Source organism: Leifsonia sp. 21MFCrub1.1, from assembly GCF_900107895.1.
In the GTDB taxonomy this organism is placed as follows: domain Bacteria; phylum Actinomycetota; class Actinomycetes; order Actinomycetales; family Microbacteriaceae; genus Leifsonia; species Leifsonia soli.
Genome location: NZ_LT629867.1, coordinates 2,681,611 through 2,702,317, shown reverse-complemented (window position 1 = coordinate 2,702,317; position 20,707 = coordinate 2,681,611). Strand labels below are relative to the sequence as shown.

The 20,707-nt window shown below is 67.8% G+C and carries 18 protein-coding genes; 9 read left to right on the top strand and 9 right to left on the bottom strand.

All coding sequences use genetic code 11. From position 1 onward, the window contains the following. Position 1: 1 nt before the first annotated feature. Positions 2–505 (bottom strand): 5-(carboxyamino)imidazole ribonucleotide mutase, encoded by a 504-nt coding sequence (purE, locus tag BLW09_RS12870; protein WP_089913319.1) that lies wholly within the window; start codon positions 503–505, stop codon positions 2–4. 159 nt (positions 506–664) lie between these two features. Here purE and BLW09_RS12865 point away from each other — a divergent pair, with 159 nt between their 5' ends. After that, complete coding sequence (locus BLW09_RS12865; RefSeq protein WP_231946839.1) at positions 665–1,924, top strand: acyltransferase family protein; 1,260 nt, start codon at positions 665–667, stop codon at positions 1,922–1,924. Here BLW09_RS12865 and BLW09_RS12860 read toward each other — a convergent pair. Genes BLW09_RS12860 through rfbB form a run of 4 tightly spaced genes read right to left on the bottom strand, consistent with a single transcriptional unit; the run spans position 1,901 to position 6,143 of the window. After that, positions 1,901–3,118: an acyltransferase family protein gene (locus tag BLW09_RS12860; protein WP_089913316.1), complete on the bottom strand. Its 1,218-nt coding sequence runs from the start codon at positions 3,116–3,118 to the stop codon at positions 1,901–1,903. The two genes, BLW09_RS12865 and BLW09_RS12860, sit on opposite strands and share 24 nt — an antisense overlap. Before the next feature lie 42 nt (positions 3,119–3,160). Then, positions 3,161–4,309 (bottom strand): glycosyltransferase family 4 protein, encoded by a 1,149-nt coding sequence (locus tag BLW09_RS12855; protein ID WP_089913312.1) that lies wholly within the window; start codon positions 4,307–4,309, stop codon positions 3,161–3,163. Beyond that, positions 4,306–5,154 carry a dTDP-4-dehydrorhamnose reductase gene (gene rfbD / locus BLW09_RS12850; RefSeq protein WP_089913309.1) on the bottom strand — a complete coding sequence of 283 codons (849 nt, stop codon included), beginning with the start codon at positions 5,152–5,154 and terminating at the stop codon, positions 4,306–4,308. Before rfbD ends, BLW09_RS12855 begins: the two co-directional genes overlap by 4 nt. Then, positions 5,154–6,143, bottom strand: coding sequence for a dTDP-glucose 4,6-dehydratase (rfbB, locus tag BLW09_RS12845; protein WP_089913306.1), 990 nt, complete (start codon positions 6,141–6,143; stop codon positions 5,154–5,156). The genes rfbD and rfbB overlap by 1 nt, the downstream gene beginning before the upstream one ends. A gap of 72 nt (positions 6,144–6,215) precedes the next feature. Between rfbB and BLW09_RS12840 the strand changes: the two genes are divergently transcribed. Continuing rightward, positions 6,216–6,821, top strand: coding sequence for a dTDP-4-dehydrorhamnose 3,5-epimerase family protein (locus tag BLW09_RS12840; RefSeq protein ID WP_089916869.1), 606 nt, complete (start codon positions 6,216–6,218; stop codon positions 6,819–6,821). A gap of 15 nt (positions 6,822–6,836) precedes the next feature. After that, positions 6,837–7,700, top strand: a complete 864-nt coding sequence (gene rfbA, locus BLW09_RS12835; protein WP_089913303.1) for a glucose-1-phosphate thymidylyltransferase RfbA — start codon at positions 6,837–6,839, stop codon at positions 7,698–7,700. A 10-nt stretch (positions 7,701–7,710) separates the two neighbouring features. On the opposite strand, the gene BLW09_RS12830 is transcribed toward rfbA, so the two are convergent. Further along, positions 7,711–8,583, bottom strand: a complete 873-nt coding sequence (locus tag BLW09_RS12830; protein WP_231946837.1) for a glycosyltransferase family 2 protein — start codon at positions 8,581–8,583, stop codon at positions 7,711–7,713. A gap of 184 nt (positions 8,584–8,767) precedes the next feature. On the opposite strand from BLW09_RS12830, the gene BLW09_RS12825 reads away from it, so the two are divergent. From BLW09_RS12825 to BLW09_RS12815, 3 genes are read left to right on the top strand one after another with little or no spacing between them, the layout of a single operon-like run. Next, entirely contained in the window at positions 8,768–9,967 is a 1,200-nt protein-coding gene (locus BLW09_RS12825; RefSeq protein WP_089913297.1) for a rhamnosyltransferase WsaF family glycosyltransferase, read from the top strand. Beyond that, positions 9,960–10,883, top strand: a complete 924-nt coding sequence (locus BLW09_RS12820) for an NAD-dependent epimerase/dehydratase family protein (protein ID WP_089913294.1) — start codon at positions 9,960–9,962, stop codon at positions 10,881–10,883. The genes BLW09_RS12825 and BLW09_RS12820 overlap by 8 nt, the downstream gene beginning before the upstream one ends. Beyond that, a complete protein-coding gene (locus BLW09_RS12815) occupies positions 10,880–11,890 on the top strand; it encodes a glycosyltransferase family A protein (protein ID WP_089913291.1) in 1,011 nt (336 codons plus the stop codon). The genes BLW09_RS12820 and BLW09_RS12815 overlap by 4 nt, the downstream gene beginning before the upstream one ends. Before the next feature lie 15 nt (positions 11,891–11,905). On the opposite strand, the gene BLW09_RS12810 is transcribed toward BLW09_RS12815, so the two are convergent. From BLW09_RS12810 to BLW09_RS12800, 3 genes are read right to left on the bottom strand one after another with little or no spacing between them, the layout of a single operon-like run. After that, positions 11,906–12,997: a glycosyltransferase family 4 protein gene (locus BLW09_RS12810; RefSeq protein WP_089913288.1), complete on the bottom strand. Its 1,092-nt coding sequence runs from the start codon at positions 12,995–12,997 to the stop codon at positions 11,906–11,908. Continuing rightward, positions 12,997–14,202 carry an ABC transporter ATP-binding protein gene (locus BLW09_RS12805; RefSeq protein ID WP_089913285.1) on the bottom strand — a complete coding sequence of 402 codons (1,206 nt, stop codon included), beginning with the start codon at positions 14,200–14,202 and terminating at the stop codon, positions 12,997–12,999. The genes BLW09_RS12810 and BLW09_RS12805 overlap by 1 nt, the downstream gene beginning before the upstream one ends. Positions 14,203–14,212: 10 nt before the next feature. Then, positions 14,213–15,145, bottom strand: a complete 933-nt coding sequence (locus tag BLW09_RS12800) for an ABC transporter permease (protein ID WP_089913283.1) — start codon at positions 15,143–15,145, stop codon at positions 14,213–14,215. A gap of 165 nt (positions 15,146–15,310) precedes the next feature. On the opposite strand from BLW09_RS12800, the gene BLW09_RS12795 reads away from it, so the two are divergent. The 3 genes from BLW09_RS12795 (at position 15,311) to BLW09_RS12785 (ending at position 20,691) form a co-directional block, all read left to right on the top strand. Further along, complete coding sequence (locus tag BLW09_RS12795) at positions 15,311–15,781, top strand: hypothetical protein (RefSeq protein ID WP_157696940.1); 471 nt, start codon at positions 15,311–15,313, stop codon at positions 15,779–15,781. Then, a complete protein-coding gene (locus tag BLW09_RS12790) occupies positions 15,778–18,075 on the top strand; it encodes a hypothetical protein (protein WP_157696939.1) in 2,298 nt (765 codons plus the stop codon). Before BLW09_RS12795 ends, BLW09_RS12790 begins: the two co-directional genes overlap by 4 nt. Before the next feature lie 87 nt (positions 18,076–18,162). After that, on the top strand, positions 18,163–20,691 hold the full coding sequence (locus tag BLW09_RS12785; protein ID WP_231946835.1) for a lysozyme: 2,529 nt from the start codon (positions 18,163–18,165) through the stop codon (positions 20,689–20,691). Positions 20,692–20,707: the final 16 nt, after the last annotated feature.

Genomic DNA, 20,707 nt, shown 5'->3' with positions numbered 1-20,707 from the left:
CTCACAGCCGGGCTTGGAGGGCCCGGTTCTTCTGCTCGACGCTCGCCTCGAGGTCGGCGGCGAAGCGCGCGAGGGCCCCGGCGAGGGTGTCGTCGGAGGTGGCGAGGATCTTGACGGCGAGGAGGCCGGCGTTGCGCGCGCCGCCGATGGAGACGGTGGCGACCGGCACCCCGGCGGGCATCTGGACGATCGAGAGCAGGGAGTCGAGGCCGTCGAGCCGGGCCAGGGGCACCGGGACGCCGACGACGGGGAGAGTGGTGACCGCCGCCAGCATGCCGGGCAGGTGGGCCGCCCCGCCGGCGCCGGCGATGATGACCCGGACGCCGCGGCCGGCGGCCTCCTTGCCGAACGCGATCATCTTCTCGGGCGTGCGGTGCGCGGAGACGACCTCGACCTCGTGGGCGACGTCGAACTCTGTGAGCAGGCGGGACGCCTCCTCCATGACCGTCCAGTCGGAGTCCGATCCCATGACGACGGAGACCAGCGGTGATGTGGATGCGGGCATAGCGAACATGCTAGGTGCCGCCTCCTGCGCGGCCGGGTAGCCACGCGGGCGGTGCGCCGGACAGGGGTGCGCGCATCCAGGTGACCCCTGAACAGGTCACAGGAACCGCCCAGGCCGGATGGGTACCGTCGCCCGCCTATGACGGGTACAGGTGTAACGGTGGCAGAGAAGACGAAACAGACGACGGGCGGCCGTTTGGCGGCGCTGGACGGTCTGCGCGGCATCGCCGCTGTGGTCGTCCTGCTCCATCACGCCATGTACACGAACCCGGATTTCCCGGGCGCACCCGGCACGGGGTCGGCTCCGACGGGCTCCGCGATGTGGTGGATCAGCTACACCCCGCTGAAGCTCGCGACGGCCGGGGTGGAGTCGGTCGTCGTCTTCTTCGTGCTCTCCGGACTCGTCGTCACGCTCCCGGTGATCCGCAAGCGCGGCTTCGACTGGGTCGCCTACTTCCCCCGGCGCGCCGTGCGGCTCCTGGTGCCGGTGATGGCATCCGTCGTGCTGGCCGCGGTCTGGGTGATGGCCATCCCGCAGGTGTCGACGCAGCCGAAGGGCACCTGGCTGAGCAACTCCTCCACGCCGAGCTTCAGCTGGGAGTACATCGTCAAGGCCTGGGACCTCCTCGGCGGAGACGGGCAGATCAACAATCCGCTGTGGTCGCTCCGCTGGGAGCTGCTGTTCTCGCTCGCCCTGCCGATCTTCGCGGTGGCGGCGCTCGCCGTGCGGAAGTGGTGGATGGGCGGCCTCGCCGCTGCGTGCGCACTCACCTACCTCGGTGTGCACGCCGACTCCGGTGCGCTGCAATACCTCCCGGCGTTCTTCGTCGGCGCCGTTCTGGCCGTCCGTCTCGACGCCGTGCGCAACCTCGCTGACCGCATCAACTCGCACTGGTACCGCCACCCGACGTGGGCGGCGCTCACGATCGCCAGCCTTCTTCTCCTGATCGCCCCGTGGCTCGTCGGGCCGAATGTCGGCGACCTCACGGAGGTGGAGCCGATCCTGAAGGGGATGGTGCCGCTGGCCGCCGCTGGCCTCGTGGTTGTCGTCCTCGGCTGGAAGCCGCTGCACGCGCTGTTCGAGACCCGCCCTGTGCAGTTCTCCGGCACGATCTCATTCAGCCTGTACCTGGTGCACGTGCCGATCCTCATCTTCAGCACCTACCTCTTCGCCGACCAGCCATGGTTCGTCGGCCCGTTCCTCTTCGGCATCCCGGTGGCTGTGCTGGTCGCGGTGGGCTTCACCTGGCTCGTCGAGAAGCGCAGCCATCTGTGGTCGAAGTCGGTCGGGGCCTGGGCGTCGGAGCGCTACCGCACGTGGTTCGGGCGCGAGGACGAACAGACTGCGCAGAGTCAGGGCGAGAACGACGCAGAACGGGCGAACAGTCCGCACGCGTCAGCGGCGAGGGTCGGCGGCTGAACGGATGGCCTCGTCGGTGATCTCTGCCGGGGCGAGTCCCGGTACCCGGCGGTGGACCGAAGCGGCGACCCGCGCGCCGAAGAGCTTCGACAGGGCGTGCGAACGCTTCTCGACCAACTCGTAGAACAGCGCGGCGACAATCAGCACAGCGGGGACGGAGAGCGCCGCGACAAGGCTCGGGCCTGCGGCCCCGAGCGCGTAGCTCACGGTGACGATGATCGGGACGTGCACCAGGTACAGGCTGAATGAGACTTTGCCCGTCCAGCGGAACGGCTGGTGCGACAGCAATCGGGCCACGGGGCGCCATTCAAGGCAGACGACCAGCAGGCCGAGAGACGCGAGTGGCTGCAGGGCCACGAGCACGGTGGCGGTGAAGACGTCGGTCACCATCCAGTGCGCGACCAGGAGGAGAGCGGAACCGACCAGCAGTGCAAGCCAAGCCAGCCACCCCAGGCGCCGCGCGGAGATGGCGGACCCGATGCGACGGATGCCGGGGAGCAGGACAGCGCCGACGACTCCGAAGAAGAACGCCGGAAGATAGTGGAATCCGCCGGCCCCGCCGTCCACCCCGAAGAAGATCGACGTGGCCGCCGCGAGAAGAGCGAGAGGCCATACGCGGCGCATCCAGATCGCCAAGCCCACGAAGATCGGAAGCATCAGCGAGAAGGCGACCTCCCAGTAGATCGACCACAGGGGATTGTTGAGCGAGTAAGAGGCGGTCGTGGGGTCGAGCTGGCGGATGAACGCCTCTACGGTTATGTCGGGCATCGATGTTCCCGCGATCCACGACGTCATCGCGCGGTCGGGGTGTTGGGGAATCAGGAGAGCCAGTGCAGCTGCGAAAAGCAGGGAGCACAGCACGGGCAGCCCGATCCGTAGGACACGTCGAGGGTAGTACTCCATCCAGTCGAACGGTCGAGGCCTCAGCAAGGGGAGTGTCAGTACGAAACCCGAGAGCACGAAGAACACGATGACCGCTTCCGGCCCGGCGGTGAGCAGCTTGAGCGGTGTGAAGGTGAACCACCACACCAGACTGCCCGCGACGGGGGAGGGGACGCCTTCCTCGGGGAGGTAGACGGCGGACACGCCGGGGACGAGCAGCGACAGGTGGTGGGCCAGGACGATGAGCGCGGCCACGCCGCGGAGACCGTCCAAAGGCGCGATACGTCCCGGTGCGAGGGAAGGTGAAGTCATGTGTATGGCGAGGAGGGGGATCGGAACGGTGCGAACCAGAACTCAGAGGTCGGCGTGAAGTTGCCAGACTCGCTCGGCGGAGTCCCTCCAACTGAACGCCCGAGCGCGGTCCGATGCTAGCACGCTGAGCCGGGACCGCAGGTCCCCGTCCGAGAGGACGCGGCCGATCGCCTCGGCGAACCGCTCCGTGTAGCCGGCGTCATCTTCGGTGGGCGAAGGGCGCTCCACGACCAGGCCCGCGCCGGCGGCGACCTCGACCAGCGCCGGATCGTCGGAGTGGATGACCGGGAGGCCGAACTTGAAGGCCTCCACGATCGGCAGCCCGAAGCCCTCTACCAAGCTCGGGTAGACGAAGAGAGTCGCGCGGTCGAGCGCCACCGCGAGGTCGGCGTCCTCCAAACGGCCGAGCGGGCGGACCCGGTCCTCGGGAAGGCCTGCGGCAGCGGCCACCCCCCTGGCCGAGCGATCGCCGACGCGATCGGGCCCGGCGACGAGCAGAGGGATCTCGTGCGCCTCAGGTCGCGCCATCGCGCGGATCAGCGGAGCGAGCCCCTTGCGCGGCTCGACCGTGCCGAGTGTGAACGCGTAGCTGTCGGGCAGGCCGAGACGCTCCGCGCGCTCGTCGGCGTCCGCCGGGAGTCGCAATGTGGTCGCGGGCGCGCCGCCGATGACGCGGACGCGGTCGCCGAAGTCGACGAACTCCGTGAGCCGGTCGGCCACGGCGTGCGTTGGCACGACGACGGCGTCGGCGTGTTTCCGAGCTCGCTTCGCCATCGTCTTGGCCCAGACGGTTGCACCCGTCCCGAGGGCCTCGGGATGCGTCCAGGCCAGGGTGTCGTGGATCGTCACCGCGATCTGCTGCGGGGTGTCGAGCTGCCCGTGCTTGCGCAGCGGCGCGAGGAGGGTGGGGGCGTGCAGCATGCCCGGGTGCCCGCCGACCGCGAGCCCCGACTGCCAGGCCAGGGCGAGCTCCCGCCGTGCGAGGGGCAGGCGGGTGACCGCCGCGACGCCCGGCAGGCGGTCCCGGACCGCCTGCAGCTGCTCGTCGCCGATGTTCGACACGACGGCCTCGACGTCGCAGTCCCGCGGCGCCGTGGCGATGAGCTGACGGGTGAGCTCCTCCGTGTAGCGGCGCGCGCCACCGGGCTCGTCCCCGACGAGCTCGTCGACGATCACCCGGAGTGTGGTCATCCGGCGAAGAGTCCGTCCGCCGTCGCCGCCGCGAGGGCGTCCTGCCACGGCCGCATGGGGGAGAGACCTGCTCGCGCCCAGCCGTCATGGCCGAGCACGGAGTACGACGGGCGCGGTGCCGGCCGAACGAAGGTCGAGCTGTCGGTGGGCTTCACCCGCTCGGGATCGAGGCCGGCCTGCGCGAAGATCGCGCGGGCGAACCCGTACCAGCTGGTCTGGCCGGAGTTGGTGCCGTGGTACACCCCCGCCGGGGCGTCGCTGTCGAGCAGGGCGACGATCTGTGCGGCCAGGTCGCCCGTCCAGGTGGGCTGGCCGAACTGGTCGTCCACGACGCTCACGGTCTCGTGGCTGCCCGCGAGCTTCACCATGGTCTTCGCGAAGTTCGCCCCGCCTGCGCCGTAGAGCCACGCGGTCCGGACGACGAAAGTGCCATCGGGGTGCGCGGCCAGCGCCAGCTCCTCACCGGCGGCCTTGGTGCGGCCGTAGGCGTTGATCGGGTCGCGGGGGGTGTCCTCCGCGTACGGCGCCGTCGCGTGCCCGTCGAAGACGTAGTCCGTCGAGACGGTGACGAATCGCGCTCCGCCGCGCGCAGCCGCGATCGCCAGGTTCTCGGTGCCCAGCGCGTTGATGGCGTAGGCGTCGTCCTCGTGCGTCTCCGCGTCGTCCACCTTCGTGTAGGCCGAGGCGTTGACGATCACGTCGTGACCGGCGGCCGCGGCGAGCACGGCGTCCCGGTCGGTGACGTCGAGGTCGGCACGCGAGAGCGCCGTGACCTCGCGGCCGGCCAGCGCCTTCTGCAGGTCCTGGCCCAGCATCCCGGCCGCACCGGCGATGAGGATGGACATCAGTTGTCGAGTGCCGCGCGGGCCTTCAGGGGCTCCCACCAGGCCCGGTTGTCGCGGTACCACTGGACGACATCGGCGAGGCCCTGCTGGAACGGCACCAGAGGCTCGTAGCCGAGCTCGGAGCGGATCTTGGAGATGTCGACCGAGTAGCGCAGGTCGTGGCCGAGGCGGTCGGCGACGCGGTCGACGTACGACCAGTCCTTGCCGGTCGCGTCGAGCAGCAGCTGGGTCAGCTCCTTGTTGGTGAGCTCCGTTCCGCCGCCGATGTTGTAGATCTCGCCGGCGCGGCCGTTCACGAGCACCATCGCGATGCCGCGGGTGTGGTCGTCGACGTGCAGCCAGTCGCGGATGTTGTTGCCCTCGCCGTAGAGCGGGACGTGCTTGTCGTCGATCAAGTTCGTCACGAACAGCGGGATGACCTTCTCAGGGAAGTGGTACGGCCCGTAGTTGTTCGAGCAGCGCGTGATCGACAGGTTGAGCCCGTGCGTGCGGAAGTAGCTGCGCGCGAGAAGGTCGCTGCCGGCCTTCGACGCCGAGTACGGCGAGTTCGGCTCGAGCGGGCGGTCCTCCGCCCAGGAGCCCTCGGCGATCGAACCGTAGACCTCGTCGGTCGAGACGTGCACGAAGCGCTTCAGGTTGTTCCGCAGCGCCGCGTCGAGCAGCTGCTGGGTGCCGAGCACGTTGGTCTCGACGAAGATCGAGGCGTCGCGCACCGAACGGTCGACGTGCGACTCGGCCGCGAAGTGGACGACGGCATCCACCGTGGGGAAGAGCTCGTCGAGCAGCCCGCCGTCGCGGATGTCGCCCTTAACGAACGTGTAGCGCGGAGAGTCGGCGACCGGCGCCAGGTTGGCCAGGTTGCCGGAATAGGTCAGCGCGTCGAGCACGACGACCTCGGCGCCCTCGAGGCCGGGGTACGCGTCCTGCAGGGTGCGGCGGACGAAGTTGGAGCCGATGAAACCGGCCCCGCCAGTGACGAGAATCTTCATAGGGAGTCCAGGCTCTTTTCTGTCGGGAAACCGCCTGAGAGTCTACAGGTCACAGATTGGTAGACTCCCGTGGTGCAGATCCGCGAGCTCTCGATCCCCGACACCTATGAGATCACCCCTCGGCAACACCAGGACGACCGGGGCCTGTTCTTCGAGTTCTACCGGTTCGACCGGCTCGAGGAGGCCGTCGGCCACTCGCTCGACCTCAAGCAGGCCAACACCTCGGTGTCGCGCAGGGGCTCCGTTCGCGGCATCCACTTCGCCGACATCCCGCCGAGCCAGGCCAAGTACGTGACGGCTCCGCACGGCGCCGTCCTCGACTTCGTGATCGACATCCGCGTCGGCTCGCCGACGTTCGGGCAGTGGGACTCGGTCCTCCTCGACGACACGGACCGCCGGGCGATCTACGTCGCCGAGGGCGTCGGCCATTGCTTCGTGGCCTTGACCGACGGCGCGACCGTCAGCTATCTCGTGACCGACGTGTACAACCCGACGCGGGAGCACGGGATCAATCCCCTCGACGAGCAGATCGCCCTCGAGTTCCCCGTCCCGGCCGACGAGCTCCTGCTCTCGCCGAAGGATACGGATGCGCCGGGCCTCGCCGAGGCCGCCGAGAGCGGTCTGCTCCCCAGCTGGGACGCGGCGCGAGCCTTCTACGCGTCCCTCGACAACAAGTAAGGAATCGTTCCACACATGCGCGGAATCATCCTGGCCGGCGGATCCGGCACCCGGCTGTGGCCCATCACAAAGGGCATCTCGAAGCAGCTGATGCCGATCTACGACAAGCCGATGGTCTACTACCCGCTGTCCACGCTCATGATGGCCGGGATCAACGAGATCCTGATCATCACGACGCCGGAGTACAACGAGCAGTTCCGCGCCCTCTTCGGCGACGGCTCGCAGCTCGGCATCCGGATCGAGTACGCGGTGCAGCCCTCGCCCGACGGTCTCGCGCAGGCCTTCATCATCGGCGAGGAGTTCATCGGCGACGAGTCCGTGGCCCTCGTGCTCGGCGACAACATCTTCCACGGCACCGGCCTCGGCTCGGCGCTGCACAACCACACAGAGGTCGACGGAGCGGTGATCTTCGCGTACCAGGTGAGCGACCCGAAGGCGTACGGAGTCGTGGAGTTCGACGACGACTTCAAAGCGATCTCCATCGAGGAGAAGCCGGCGCAGCCGAAGAGCACGTATGCCGTTCCCGGCCTCTACTTCTACGACAACTCGGTCGTGGAGATCGCCAAGACGATCGAGCCAAGCGCGCGCGGCGAGCTGGAGATCTCGACTGTGAACGAGCGCTATCTGCAGGCGGGCAAGCTGCAGGTGCAGGTACTCGACCGCGGCACCGCGTGGCTCGACACCGGCACATTCGAGTCGATGATGCAGGCCTCGGAGTACGTGCGCGTGATCGAGGACCGCCAGGGTTTCAAGGTCGGCTGCATCGAGGAGATCGCCTGGCGTGCCGGTTGGATCGATGACGCCGCGCTCGCCGAGCTGGCGGCTCCGCTCGTCAAGAGCGGCTACGGCCGGTACCTGATGCGCCTCGTCGAGGGGTGAGCGCGCGGGGCTAAGGTCGCCGGGTCAGCAGCCAGGCGCGCGCCGCGAGGGCGGCGCGAAGCACGGCGCGCACCGGCGCGAGCAGCGGCCCGCGGTACTTGTTCGCGAGGAAGCGGTACGCGCTCGCGTGGTGCACGCGCACCATCCGGCGCGACTCCGCTTGCGTCGACAGGCCGCCAACGTGCACGACCGACGCGGCAGGCTCGTAGCGGTTGCGGAACCCGGCGCGGCCGACCCGGTAGCCGAGGTCGACATCCTCGAAGTACATGAAGTACCCCTCGTCGAACCCGCCGAGCTCCTCGAAGACCGACCGGCGCACGAGCAGGCACGCGCCGGACAGCCAGCCGACATCGCGAGCGCTCACCTGGTTCTCGGAGCGGTAGGCCTTCGTCCAGGGGTTGGCCGGCCAGACGCGGACGAACAGGGCGTGCCCGATGCCGGTGCGCAGCGACGGGATGCGGCGGGCGGACGGGTAGAGCGTCCCGTCCTCGTTCAGGATGCGCGGTCCGACCGCGCCGATGGTGGGATCGGCGTCGAGCCGTTCGCGGAGTGTGTCGAGAGCGTCCTCGCCGACCAGGACGTCCGGATTGCAGATCAGCACCGCGTCGACCGAGGCAGGGAGAGAGGCCACGGCACGATTCACGGCACCGCCGTAGCCGAGGTTGTCAGAGAGCGGCAGCACCTGCGCTCCGTGTGCATCGGCTATTCGCTCGGTCTCGGCCGTGTCGCCCGACGCGTTGTCCGCGATCACGACCCGGACGCCGGCGCGGATCTCATTGTCGAGCGAGGACAGGAAGGAGTCGAGCTGCCCGCTGGAGTTGTAGCTGACGGTCACGACGGCCGTCGCCTCAACTGATCGGAGCACCATGACAGCGTACTTCATGACCCCTGAGCGATGCTCCCAAGCGGGTATGGCAAGATTGCGGACGGCAGGCGACCGGGACAGGCGAATCAGAGCGAGACCGAGGAAGACGAAGAACGACGTGGCATCTCTAGGCAAACTGCTCTCCCGAGCCGTGCAACGCGGACCCCGCGTCATCGCCCGCAAGCTCCGGACAGGCTTTCTTATGCTCAAGAACCACGGCTGGCGCGCCACCGTCGGGTACTTCCGCTCGAAGGTGGGCCAGGTCGCGGGCAAGCAGAAGCCGCGCCTCCTCGTCGACCTGGGTGATGCGGCGGCCGTCGATTGGACCGTCCTCCCCGAGCGCATCACGAGCCCGCTGACCGTCGCCGACCGACCGTCGCGGATCGCGTGGATCATGTCCCCGCCCGGCAAAGAGAGCGGCGGCCACCAGAACCTCTTCCGCTTCATCAAGTTCGCCGAGGACGCCGGGCACCGCTGCGACGTGTACCTGTACCACGCAGGCGAAGTCGCGGTCGACTTGCGGGTCGTCCGCGACATGCTGTCCGCTTCGGAGGCGTACCCCGACCTCGCCGGCGACCTGCGCGTGTGGGACCGCACCGCGGGGGTCGCCGACGGCACCGACGCGATCTTCGCGACGGGTTGGGAGACGGCCTACCCGGCCTTTCTGGACAGGAGCCGGGCACGGCGGTTCTACTTCGTCCAGGACTACGAGCCGCTGTTCTACCCGTTGGGCTCGGAGGCCCTCCTCGCCGAGAACACCTATCGTTTCGGCTTCCACGGCATCACCGCGGGAGGCTGGCTGAAGGCCAAGCTGCACGACGAGTTCGGTATGAGGACCGACTCCTTCGACTTCTCGGTCGACCGGTCCCTCTACCGGCTCGAGAACACCGGTCGCCGCAACGAGGTCTTCTTCTATGCGCGTCCCGTCACGCCGCGGCGCGCTTTCGAGTTCGGCCTCGTCGCGCTGGAAGACTTCGCGCGGGAGCGGCCCGACGTGACCATCAATCTCGCGGGCTGGGATGTCTCGAATTGGGAGATCCCCTTCGAGTTCAACAATCTCTCCAGCCTGCAGCTGAGCGAGCTGAACGCCGTCTACAACCGCTGCGCGGCCGGCCTGGTGCTGTCGCTCTCGAACATGTCGCTGCTGCCCCTCGAACTGCTTGCGAGCGGCGTCGTCCCCGTCGTCAACGACGGACCCAACAACCGGATGGTCTCCGACAACCCCTACATCGAGTACGTCCCCGCGTCTCCTGTCGCGATCGCCCGCAAGCTCATCGAAGTCGTGGACCGGCCGGACGCCCCGGAGCACGCGCGCGTCATCGCCGACTCCGTCGCCAGCACGACGTGGGCCGACTCCGGCGCCGCGTTCGTGACCGCCTTCGAGAGGGCGATGCGTGGCTGAGGCGGTTGTGATCGGCGCGAACGGATTCATCGGCTCGCACCTGGTGGACGGACTGGCCGCGGCGGGGCACAGTGTCCGGGCCTTCGATCGGTTCAGCTCCCGCAGGCCGACGTTCGACGCGCCCGCCGAGGTGATGGTGGGGGAGTTCCTCAGCAGGGGCGACATCGAGTCCGCCGTGAGCGGCCAGGACTACGTCTTCCATTTCCTGTCGACAACGACTCCCGCGACGGCCGAGACCGACCCCACGCTCGACATCCGCACGAATCTCGCGCAGACGGTCGAGCTGCTGGAGGCCAGCGTCCAGGCCGGAGTGCGGAGGGTCTACTTCGCCTCCACCGGCGGCGCCATCTACGGCGATCAGGGCAAGACCGTCTACTCCGAGAAGGACCCCACCGAGCCGGCGTCCCCCTATGCGATCGGCAAACTCGCCATCGAGCAGTATCTCCGCTTCTTCCGGGTCAAGCACGGGCTGGCATCCACCGCGCTGAGGATCTCGAATCCGTACGGGACGCGGCAGCACCCCAGCAAGAAGCAGGGGCTGATCCCGATCGCACTTCGCCAGATCCTCACGGGCAAGCCCGTTGTTCAGTTCGGTGACGGCTCGATGGTGCGCGACTACCTCTATGTCGAGGACCTCGTGCGCATGATCGTCCCGATGGTGGAGCACGAGCCCGCGCACGACGTCTACAACATCGGCAGCGGCTCCGGGCACTCGGTGAACGAGGTCCTGGACGCCCTCCGACGCGTGACTAACATCGACTTCGACATCGAGCGCCGGGAGAAGCCGGCGACCTTCGTGGAACACGTCGTCCTCGACGGGTCGCGCTACAGAACAGAGTTCGGCGAGGTCGAACTGACACCACTGGACGAGGGCATCCGCCGAACGTTCGCCGAGATGAAAGGGGAGAACCTGTGAGCGAAGCTCCCGTCGTCACGGTCGCCATCCTCACCTACAACGGTGAGAAGTACATCGAGCGCATCCTGAAGAAGCTGCGGAAGCAGGATTTCGCCGAGCCATTCGAGGTGCTCGTCATCGACTCGGGATCGACCGACCGCACCCTCGACATCGTCCGGGCGTTCCCGGAGGTCCGGTTGCACGTGATCCCGAACGAGGAGTTCGGCCACGGCCGCACCCGCAACCTGGCCGCGGAGCTGGCGCACGGCGAGTTCGTGGCCTACCTGACCCACGACGCCGTCCCGAGCAACAGGCACTGGCTGACCGAGCTGATCGACCCCTTCCGGCGATTCCCGCAGGTGATGGCGGTCCTCGGCAAGCAGGTGGCCCGTCCGCGCGCCTTCCCGCTGCAGAAGTACGAGATCCACGGCATGTTCCGGCACCTCGGGCCCGACTTCGGGACCACGCTCTTCTACGCGACACCGGAGTTGCTCAAGGACAAGGCCAGTATCTCTGTCATGTCCTACTACTCCGATGTCAACTCGGCCGTCCGCCGGAGCTTCATCCGCGATGTCATCCCGTACCGCGATGTCCGCTACGCCGAGGATCAGATGTTCGGTCACGACCTCATCATGGGCGGGTACACCAAGGCGTATGCGGCGCGGGCGATGGTCGAGCACTCCAACGACCTCACTCTCACCGAGTACAAGGACCGCATCTTCGACGAGACCGTCGGGCTCCGGCAGATCGGCACGGGCGAGCTTCCCGTCATCAGTCGTGCCGCGGTCGTCAAGTACGCCGTCAAGGGCACCGTCGGCGACAGTGTGCGCATCGTCCGAGACCGCGCGTATTCGTGGAAGCGCAAGGCGTACTGGTTGACGATCAACCCGGCGTTCCACTTCCTCAAGTGGCACAGCTACCGCCAGTCGGCGCTCGTCGACCTGGACGACCACGGCGCGATCAGTGCCGGCTCACTCGAGCACAAGCGCAAGCTGAAGCACGAGCGCAAGGCGGCAGAGAAGGCCTGACCGACCGTATCGCGCTTAGTACTGCGAATAGATGCGGTCGAACTGCGCAGACAGGGCCTCGAAGCCGAAGCGGCGACGGATCGGTAGGGCGATCGTCTCGGGGGCGACGTCCGCGAATGTCTCGTACGCCTTCTCGATCGCGGCGACGAACGCGTCGACGGTCATCCGGTCGCGGGGGACGATCACCGAGTTTGCGGCATCCGCGAACTCGGTGAACCCGCCAACTGCACCGGCAACCACGGGGACCCCCGTCGACAGTGCTTCCGCAGCGGACGTGAAGAAGTTCTCCTGCAGCGACGGGAGGAAGTAGACCGAAGCGTGCTCATACTCGGCGAAACGCTCCGTCGGCTCGACGTTGCCGACCAGCGTGAACGCGTCCTCCAGGCCCCGTTCTGCGATCCGTCGTTCCACCTCGGCGCGTAGCGGGCCGTCTCCGACCCAGCGCATCGTCACTCCGGGATGCGTCGCCCGAAGAGCGGAGACGACGTCGACCGCGAGCAGCGGGTTCTTGCGTGGTACCAGCGCTCCCATCGCGACCAGGTGGATGCCTTCCGGCCGGGATTCAGGCACCGGACGTGGGTTCTCCACGACGCAGGGGATGACCTCGGTGGGGGTCCGCCCGGCGAACCGCCGCATCACCTCGGTGAGCTCCGATGTGTCGCCCCCGAGGTGATCCGTGAACCGCAGGGCGTGGCGGAGCCAGCTGAACGCCGTCCACAGCGCGCCGACGGAGCGTGGCCGGGAGACGCCGTTCCAGTGCTCGGCGTGCACCCACGGACGCCGGGTCCACGGGCGGACGAGTATCAGGGCGAGGACGGTCGAGAAGGCCATCGACTGCACGACATCGGCGTCCGTCGCATTGCGCTGCAGGGCACGCAGGCCCCGGATGGCGCGCAGCGGGTGCCGCGGCGACAGCGGGATCCGCGTGACCGGGAAGCCCCCGTACTCCTCGGAGCGGATGGGGCCGCTTGCGCCCAGCTGCAGGTGCGTCACCGCCACCACGGAGGTGTCCGCGATGGCCTGCGCGTGCTCCAGGTTGAACGGCGCCTGAGTGGGTGTGGCGGCGGACGGGAACCAGGTGCTGACGACGGCGACCCTCCGCCGCATCAGTTGAGCTCGAGCTTCGCGTTCCGGACCGGGACGGCTCCATCTGCGCTGACCGAGGTGCGCAGGGCGAGCACCCCGTGGCCGAAGTCGTCGCCCGGCACCTCGAATGTTCCGGCCGGGGTGGCGAGATCGAAGTTGCGGCCGGTCTTGTCGCCGAGGCCGACGTTGATCATGTACTGACCCGGGCCGACCTGGATGTCGGGGATCGAGAACACGAGCTCATGCCGACCGGTCGAGGTGGGCAGGACCAGTTCGTCGAAGGTCGTCATGTTGTACAGGCGCATGCCGAGGGTGGTCTCGATCGAGAAGCCGACACCCCAGTCCGGGATGGGCTCGTTCACGTCCACGCCCAGTCGTGCGGTGAGCGTCGTGGTGCCGCCGTCGGAGGTCGCTTCGACGTCGAACGAGCCGACTTCCAGTGCGAGCCGCCGGCGGGTGCCGTCGGCGTTGCGCAGGATCGCCTTGCGCTCGTCCTCGTACCCTTCGCGCAGGATGCGGATGCCCTCCCCTGGGTTCCCGTCGTGCTGGATGCGGCCACCGTCGAGGACCACCACGCGATCGCACAGCGAGCCGACCTGCTCCGCGGAGTGGCTGACCAGCACGATCGTGCGCCCTTCGTGCTGGAACTGTGCGATCTTCTCCATGCACTTGCGCTGGAACGGCTCATCGCCCACGGCGAGGACCTCGTCGACGAGGAGGAGGTCGGGATCGACGTGGACGGCGACGGCGAACGCCAGCCGCACGTACATCCCGGAACTGTAGAACTTGACCTGGGTGTCGATGAAGTCGCCGATGCCGGAGAAGTCGACGATCTCGTCGAAGTGCTGATCGGTCTCGGCCTTGGTGAGCCCGAGGATCGCCGCGTTCAGATAGACGTTCTCCCTGCCGGTCAGGTCGGGGTGGAACCCGGCGCCGAGTTCGAGCAGCGCCGCCATGCGCCCGCGCCGGCGCACCGTGCCGGAGGTTGGCTGGATGATGCCGCCGATGACCTTCAGCAGGGTGCTCTTGCCGGAGCCGTTGTGGCCGACGAGCCCTACCGTGCTGCCGGTTCCGATGTCGAGCGAGATGTCGCGCAGTGCCCAGAAATCGTCGCGGTGGTGACGCGACTGGCGGAAGTTGACGATCCGCTCCTTGAGGGATTTCTCCTTGTGCATGACGAAGCGCTTCGAGACATCGTGGACGGAGGCGATGGTCGGGGATGACATGGGCGGTGTCTCAGAGCTCCTGGGCGAAGTTCCCCTGGAGCCGCGCGAAGACGCGCTGCGCGAGCCAGAGGAGGACGAGGCTGACGAGGAAGACGATCAGCAGGCGCAGCCCCAGCTGGGGCGGCCACACCTGGGCCATCGGCCCGGTGGCGGTGTCTCCGGCGGACCAGAGGGCGCGCTGCATGCCGAGGATGGCGATCGTCACCGGGTTCGCCAGGTAGAGCTGTTCGAGCCAGTTGCCCTGAAGCAGCTTGTGTACGAACGTGTACGAGTACACGATAGGCGACGCCCAGAACAGGATGATGAGGGCGATCTCGACGATGTGCTGGGCATCGCGGAGGTAGACGTTGACCGCAGAGAGGAAGAGGCCGATCGCGGTCGAGAAGACGACCAGGGTGATGACGGCGGCGGGGGCGAGCAACACGTCGGCATCCCAGTCGAACGGTACCGACGCCAGGAACACGACGGCGAGGACGAGCACCACCGCCTGCACCAGGAAGTTGAAGATCGCGCCGCCGACCGAGCTGAGCGGGAAGATCTCGCGTGGCAGGTAGACCTTCTTCACCAGGCCGGCATTGGCCAGGATCGATGTGGTCGAGCTCTGCACGATCTCCGAAAAGAGGCCCCACATCGTCAGGCCGATGAAGACGAAGATGGCGAAGTCGGGGGTTGCCCGGGCGGCGCCGAGCACCTGGCCGATCGCCAGGTAATAGATCAGCAGCTGGGCGATGGGCCGGAAGAGGCTCCAGACGACGCCGAGCGAGCTGTCCTTGTAACGCGACTTGATCTCCCGGCGGGAGAGCAGGCCGAGGAGCTCGCGGTGATCCCAGATGTCTCTCAGGGATGCGCCCGCGCCGCGAAAGAGGCCGGAGGTCTGACCGACGGAGACCAGGGGCTCCTCGGCGATCAGCGCAGCTCGGGCCTGCGCCTGGGTGGAAGTCATGGCGTTCATCTTAACTCAGGCGACCTGGGTGGCCGTTGGGGAGTGGCCCCCGTTATAGGGGACTCCCGGTGCCCCGCGGCGGCCGCTCTGCCGATATGTTTAACGGGCGACCCGAAGCGCACTTCGAACGACAACCGTCGTCCTTCCCCGAACCGGAGCCAGTGAATGAACAGGATCGCACGACCCGCGACGTCAGCGGCGGCCGTGGCCCTTGCGCTCGCTGCGCTGCTCATGGGGTGCACGACCGCCGTCCCCGACGGGGGATCCGGCGCGAGTGGAACCGCTCCGGCTGCCCCCACGGGATCCAAGACGCCGGAGGCCGGCGAGGCGACGGCCGCTCCGGTCGAGGCGGTGCTGGTCGTGGCGAGCGTCGACGTCGACGGCAAGAACGTGACGGCGTCCGGCTACGTACAGGGGATCGTGACCGAGAACGGCACGTGCGTCTTCACGTTCTCACGCAACGGAGCGGGGTTCACCGTGGAGCATGAGGCAACGCCCGACCGGTCGACCACGTCATGCGGGACAGTGCAGGCACCGATCGAGAGGTTCCAGCGGGGTGACTACGCCGTCACCGTCGGGATCGACGTCGCCGGAACGCGCCACACCTCGCCCGCGTCGACGGTGGTGATCCCATGAGCCGCCGAGGGCTGGTCGCGGCGTTGGGAGCCCTCGCTCTGGCGGTCGGGCTGCTCGTTCCCATTGCACCGATCGGTCCGCAGGCGGCGACCCCGGCTGCGGCCGCCGACGCCCGGCAGTTCGATGCCGGGGACATCATCAGCGACGCTCTCTTCTTCGACGGCGGCTCGATGAGCGCCGACGAAGTGCAGGCGTTCCTCTCGGGGAAGGTGCGCAGCTGCCTCTCGGGATACACCTGCCTCAAGGACTACCGCCAGACCACGTCGACCAAGGCGGCGGTGGACTACCGCTGCAACGCGTACAACGGCGCCTCCAACGAGTCCGCGGCCACGATCATCGCCCGCGTCGGTGCCGCGTGCGGGATCAGTCAGAAGGTGCTGCTCGTGCTGCTCGAGAAGGAGCAGAGCCTCGTCTCCGACAACTGGCCAACGAGCGATCAGTACCAGAAGGCGACCGGGTACGCCTGCCCCGATACCGCGGCGTGCGACACCCAGTATCTCGGCTTCTTCAATCAGGTTTACAACGCGGCCCTGCAGTTCAAGCGCTATGCCGCGAGCCCGACGAGCTGGAACCACGTGGCGGGCCGGGTCAACGCGATCCGCTACAGCCCCAGCGCCGCATGCGGTTCCTCGAACGTCTACATCCAGAACCAGGCGACGGCCGGCCTCTACAACTACACCCCGTACCAGCCGAATCCGGCCGCACTGAACAACCTCTATGGCACGGGGGACGGCTGCAGCGCCTACGGCAATCGCAACTTCTGGCGCATCTACACCGACTGGTTCGGCTCGACGACGGCGGGCTCATCGCTCGTGCGCACCCTGTCGAACCCCAACGTCTATATCCTCTCCGGTACGGTCAAGTACCCGGTGACGACGCAGGCCATACTCGACGCCTACGCACCGCTCGGCCCAGTCGGCTTCGTGTCGCAGAGCTATCTCGACTCCTTCACCACGCAGCAGGTCGCCGGAAGGGTCATGCGCTCACCGGGCGGGACGATCTACTTCACGGACGCCAGCATCAAGCTGCCGTTCAACTCCTGCGGGCTCGTGGCCGATTACGGTGGGCAGTGCTCGACCAATGGCTTCGTCCAACTGACCGACGACCAGCTGTCGGGCTTCGCCACAGGACCAGCGATGGGCCCCGTGCTCGGAACCACCGCGGGTTCGCGCTACTACATCACGCAGGGCACGAAGCGCGAGATCCTGGACTCGGCCTCGCAAGCCGCTGCAGGGCTGCCCTCCGGCTACAACGTGCTCACCGAGAACGCCGTGGCGACGCTCGGCCTCGGCCAGCCGATCGTGAGGGACGGCGTCTTCGCGTCCCAGCGCGGGAGCTCGTCGTTCGTCTATCTGGGCAACGGGCAGAGGTACGCGGTCGATGCGGGCGCCGTCTCGGCCGCTCAGGTGGCGACGCGGTCGACGGGCTCGCTGTCGGGCGCCAGCCTGGCGAAGATCGCTGCGGCCTCCAGTCCGTTCGCGGGGATCGTCTCAGTGACCGGGTCGCCGGACGTGTCGGTCCTCGCTGACGGCGGACGCTACACCTGGAAGACCGGAGGGGCGACGCTCAGTACTGTGCCCGTCCCGCAGGCGTTCCTCGACACGTACGCGCCGAAGGGACAGATCGCTGCCGGCTCGAACGTCAAGACCGCGGGCTCCGCGACCGTCTACCTCGTGATGGCGGACAAGCTCCTGCCGGTCGGAGCGTGGGAGTCGCTGGTGGCGCTCTCCGCCAACGGCACACCAGTCATCAGCATCGTGCCCGACGCCGTCGTGAACGCGATGCCGAAGGGGCCGGTGGCGTTGACCACCAACACGCTGGTCCGGTCGGACAGCGACGCCACGGTCTACCTGATCAACGGGGTCACGAGCAAGATCGCGATGTCGAACTTCGCCTACGCGACCGAGGCTGGGATCTCGACCTTCAGCTTCACGACGCAGGACCGCATCGACGCCTACGCGCGGTCCTCGACCCTGCTCGGCTTCGGACTCACGTGCGGCACCACGAACTACGTGAGCGCGGGCGGCAGCGTGCATCCGATCACAGACGAGCAGAAGGCGCTGTACCCGTTCACGTTCGTCGCCCTCGACGGCTATACCTGCAAGCTGCTGACTGTCGGCTCGCCGGCGACCTCGTTCATCCGCACCGCCAACGGGATGATCTACCAGCTGGTGGGCGGACAGAAGCGACCCATCACCACCATGGCCCGGTTCGCCGAGCTGAGTCAGGGGCAGAGCTTCCTCAACGTGCACGACCTGTTCGCCGCGGCCATCCCGACGGGACCGACCGCCTGACTTGCGCGATCGCAGCGGGTCGGCTCCCTCGATCGTTGCAGACGTATTAGTCTGCCCTCGAAACTGCGACGCAAAGGGGATCGACCCATGCCAACTCTGACCCGACTGGGGATCGCCGGCGCAGGGAGCCTGCTCCTCATCGGCAGTCTGCTGACGAGCGCACCTTCGGCGCTGGCCGAAACGGGCGTCGTCGATCCGTCGCCGTCGGCGACATCCTCGACATCGCCCGTGCCGGCTCCGACGACCGCTGCACCCTCTCCCGCTCCGCAGCAGCCTGCGGCATCGCCGATTCCGAGCGGTCAACCCCCGGTCGTGACCCAGCCCGCGCCTTCGCCGACCGACGGGCTCACCGAGGATCCGACTCTCACTGAGCAGAACCGCGCGCGGAATCACAGTATGGGGTCCACGATCGCGGCGAACGAGCCCGCGGCCGCGCCGAAGTCGTCGAGCCGGCTGTTCAGCATGATGGCGGTGTCGCAGCCGCCGGGCGTTCAAGGGCTCGACGTGAGCGGGTGGCAGCAGATGAACGCCTCCACCTGGGCGCAGGTGTGGGCCAACGGCGGTCGCTTCGCCTACGTCAAGGCCACGGAGGCCACGGACTACGTCAGCAGCCAGTTCACCGAGCAGTACAACGATTCCTATAACGCAGGCCTCGCCCACGGCGCCTACCACTTCGCCACCCCGAACACCTCCAGCGGCGCCGCGCAGGCCACCTGGTTCCTGAACCACGGGGGGCAGGGCACGTCCGACGGTCGCACCATGCCGCCGTTGCTCGACATCGAATACAACCCGTACGGCGCCACCTGCTACGGGCTGAGCGCGGCGGCGATGGTCTCGTGGATCCGCGACTTCTCCAACACAGTCCAGGCCCGCACCGGGAGGCTGCCGGCGATCTATTCGACGACCAACTGGTGGATCCAGTGCACCGGGAACTCGTCCGCCTTTTCCGCCAACCCGTTGTTCATCGCCCGGTACCCCGACAACATCTCGTCGGGTGCGGGCACCCTCCCTGCCGGCTGGTCGTCGTACACGATCTGGCAGTATGCGAACTCCGGCATCTTCCCGGGGGACCAGGATGTCTTCAACGGCAGCATGACCGACCTGCAGACGTACGCGCTGGGATCGAGCCTCGCCCGCACCGTGAACAACCCGACGGTCTACCTGATCTCCGATTCCGGCAAGTATCCGATCAGCAGCGAGGTGCTGCTGGGCGCGCTGTCACCGCTCGGTCAGGTCGCATACGTCAGCCAGGGGTACCTCGACAGCTTCTCGACCGGGCAGGTCGCCGGCAGGATCATCCGGGGGCCGGATGGGGCCATCTACTTCTACGACGCCGGGATCAAGCTGCCCATCGCCACCTGCGATCTCGTCGAGGCGTACGGCGGGGCGTGCAATCCGGCCGGCTATGTGCAGCTGTCGGCCGGTCAGGTCGCCCGGTTCTCCACCGGTCCCGCGCTGACCTCCCTGATGAATTCCCGCGGCGGTCCGCTGTACTACATGCAGGGAGGTCAGCGGCACGAGGTCCTCGACGCCGCAAGTCAGACGGCCGCGGGCATCAGCGTGCCGTACAACACCCTCTCAGCGACGGCGCTCGTCACTTATCCCTTCGGGACGCCGATTGTGCGGGACGGCGTCTACGCCACGCAGGCGGGCACGGGGGGCGGCGTCGTGCTCAGCGGTGGCAAGGCGATGCCTGTGGATCCGGACACCGCGGCCGCGACCGGACTGACGGCCATGGCGGTCGGCTCGCTGCAGGCCGGGAGCATCGCAGCGCTGCCGGCCGGATCGGCGTTCTCCGGAGTAATGCAGACCAGTGGCGGCACGACGATCTCGGTGGCTGCTTCCGACGGTGCGCACCCGTGGGCCGCCGGTGTCGGCGGGGCGGCATTCCGACCGGTCACCGTCCCGTCCGCGTTCCTGTCGTCGTGGCCATCGAAGCCTGCCGTCCAGGTCGGATCGGCGGTGAAGTCCAATACCAGCGCAACCGTCTACCTGGTCATGCAGAACGACATCCGGCCCATCGCCTCGTGGGACGCCTTCCTCGCGCTCAACGGCGGGGCGGCCCCGGCGATCTCTGTGGTATCGCCCGCGGTCATCGCCGCACTGCCGAAGGGACCCGTCGCACTCACGTCCGGAACACTGGTTCGCAACGAGACCAGCGCGACGGTCTACCTCGTGAACGGCGTGACGAACAAGATCCCGTTCGGCAGCTTCGATCCGCCGAACGCAGCCGGATTCACGCAATTCACCTACACCACGGACGACCGGCTCGCCGGCTACCCCACGTCGGGCACCCTGCTCAACTACGGGGTGCTGTGCGGAACCCAGAAGTACGTCAGTGCAGGTGGGTCCATCCATGCCGTCGGCACCTCGCTCGCCGCGCAGTACCCGTTCACGTACGTCCAGCTCGACAGCTTCCTCTGCCGGCTTGTCACGAAGGGCATCGACGCAACGCCCTTCATCAGGACACCGGACGGGACGATCTACTACCTCGACGGCGGCAAGAAGCACGCCATCAGCTCGATGGCACGGTTCAACGAGCTGTCAGCGGGGCAGCCGTTCCTGAACGTGACCCCGGGATTCGCGTCAGGGATCCCGTCGGGTGCCGCAACGTAGCGGGGCCTGAGGGGCC

Excerpts from the sequence above, each read along its gene's own strand:
- purE (WP_089913319.1), bottom strand. The coding sequence starts at position 505 with ATGCCCGCATCCACATCACCGCTGGTCTCCGTCGTCATGGGATCGGAC.
- BLW09_RS12860 (WP_089913316.1), bottom strand. The coding sequence starts at position 3,118 with ATGACTTCACCTTCCCTCGCACCGGGACGTATCGCGCCTTTGGACGGT.
- BLW09_RS12855 (WP_089913312.1), bottom strand. The coding sequence starts at position 4,309 with ATGACCACACTCCGGGTGATCGTCGACGAGCTCGTCGGGGACGAGCCC.
- rfbD (WP_089913309.1), bottom strand. The coding sequence starts at position 5,154 with ATGTCCATCCTCATCGCCGGTGCGGCCGGGATGCTGGGCCAGGACCTG.
- rfbB (WP_089913306.1), bottom strand. The coding sequence starts at position 6,143 with ATGAAGATTCTCGTCACTGGCGGGGCCGGTTTCATCGGCTCCAACTTC.
- rfbA (WP_089913303.1), top strand. The coding sequence starts at position 6,837 with ATGCGCGGAATCATCCTGGCCGGCGGATCCGGCACCCGGCTGTGGCCC.
- BLW09_RS12830 (WP_231946837.1), bottom strand. The coding sequence starts at position 8,583 with ATGAAGTACGCTGTCATGGTGCTCCGATCAGTTGAGGCGACGGCCGTC.
- BLW09_RS12825 (WP_089913297.1), top strand. The coding sequence starts at position 8,768 with ATGCTCAAGAACCACGGCTGGCGCGCCACCGTCGGGTACTTCCGCTCG.
- BLW09_RS12810 (WP_089913288.1), bottom strand. The coding sequence starts at position 12,997 with ATGCGGCGGAGGGTCGCCGTCGTCAGCACCTGGTTCCCGTCCGCCGCC.
- BLW09_RS12805 (WP_089913285.1), bottom strand. The coding sequence starts at position 14,202 with ATGTCATCCCCGACCATCGCCTCCGTCCACGATGTCTCGAAGCGCTTC.
- BLW09_RS12800 (WP_089913283.1), bottom strand. The coding sequence starts at position 15,145 with ATGACTTCCACCCAGGCGCAGGCCCGAGCTGCGCTGATCGCCGAGGAG.
- BLW09_RS12795 (WP_157696940.1), top strand. The coding sequence starts at position 15,311 with ATGAACAGGATCGCACGACCCGCGACGTCAGCGGCGGCCGTGGCCCTT.
- BLW09_RS12790 (WP_157696939.1), top strand. The coding sequence starts at position 15,778 with ATGAGCCGCCGAGGGCTGGTCGCGGCGTTGGGAGCCCTCGCTCTGGCG.
- BLW09_RS12785 (WP_231946835.1), top strand. The coding sequence starts at position 18,163 with ATGCCAACTCTGACCCGACTGGGGATCGCCGGCGCAGGGAGCCTGCTC.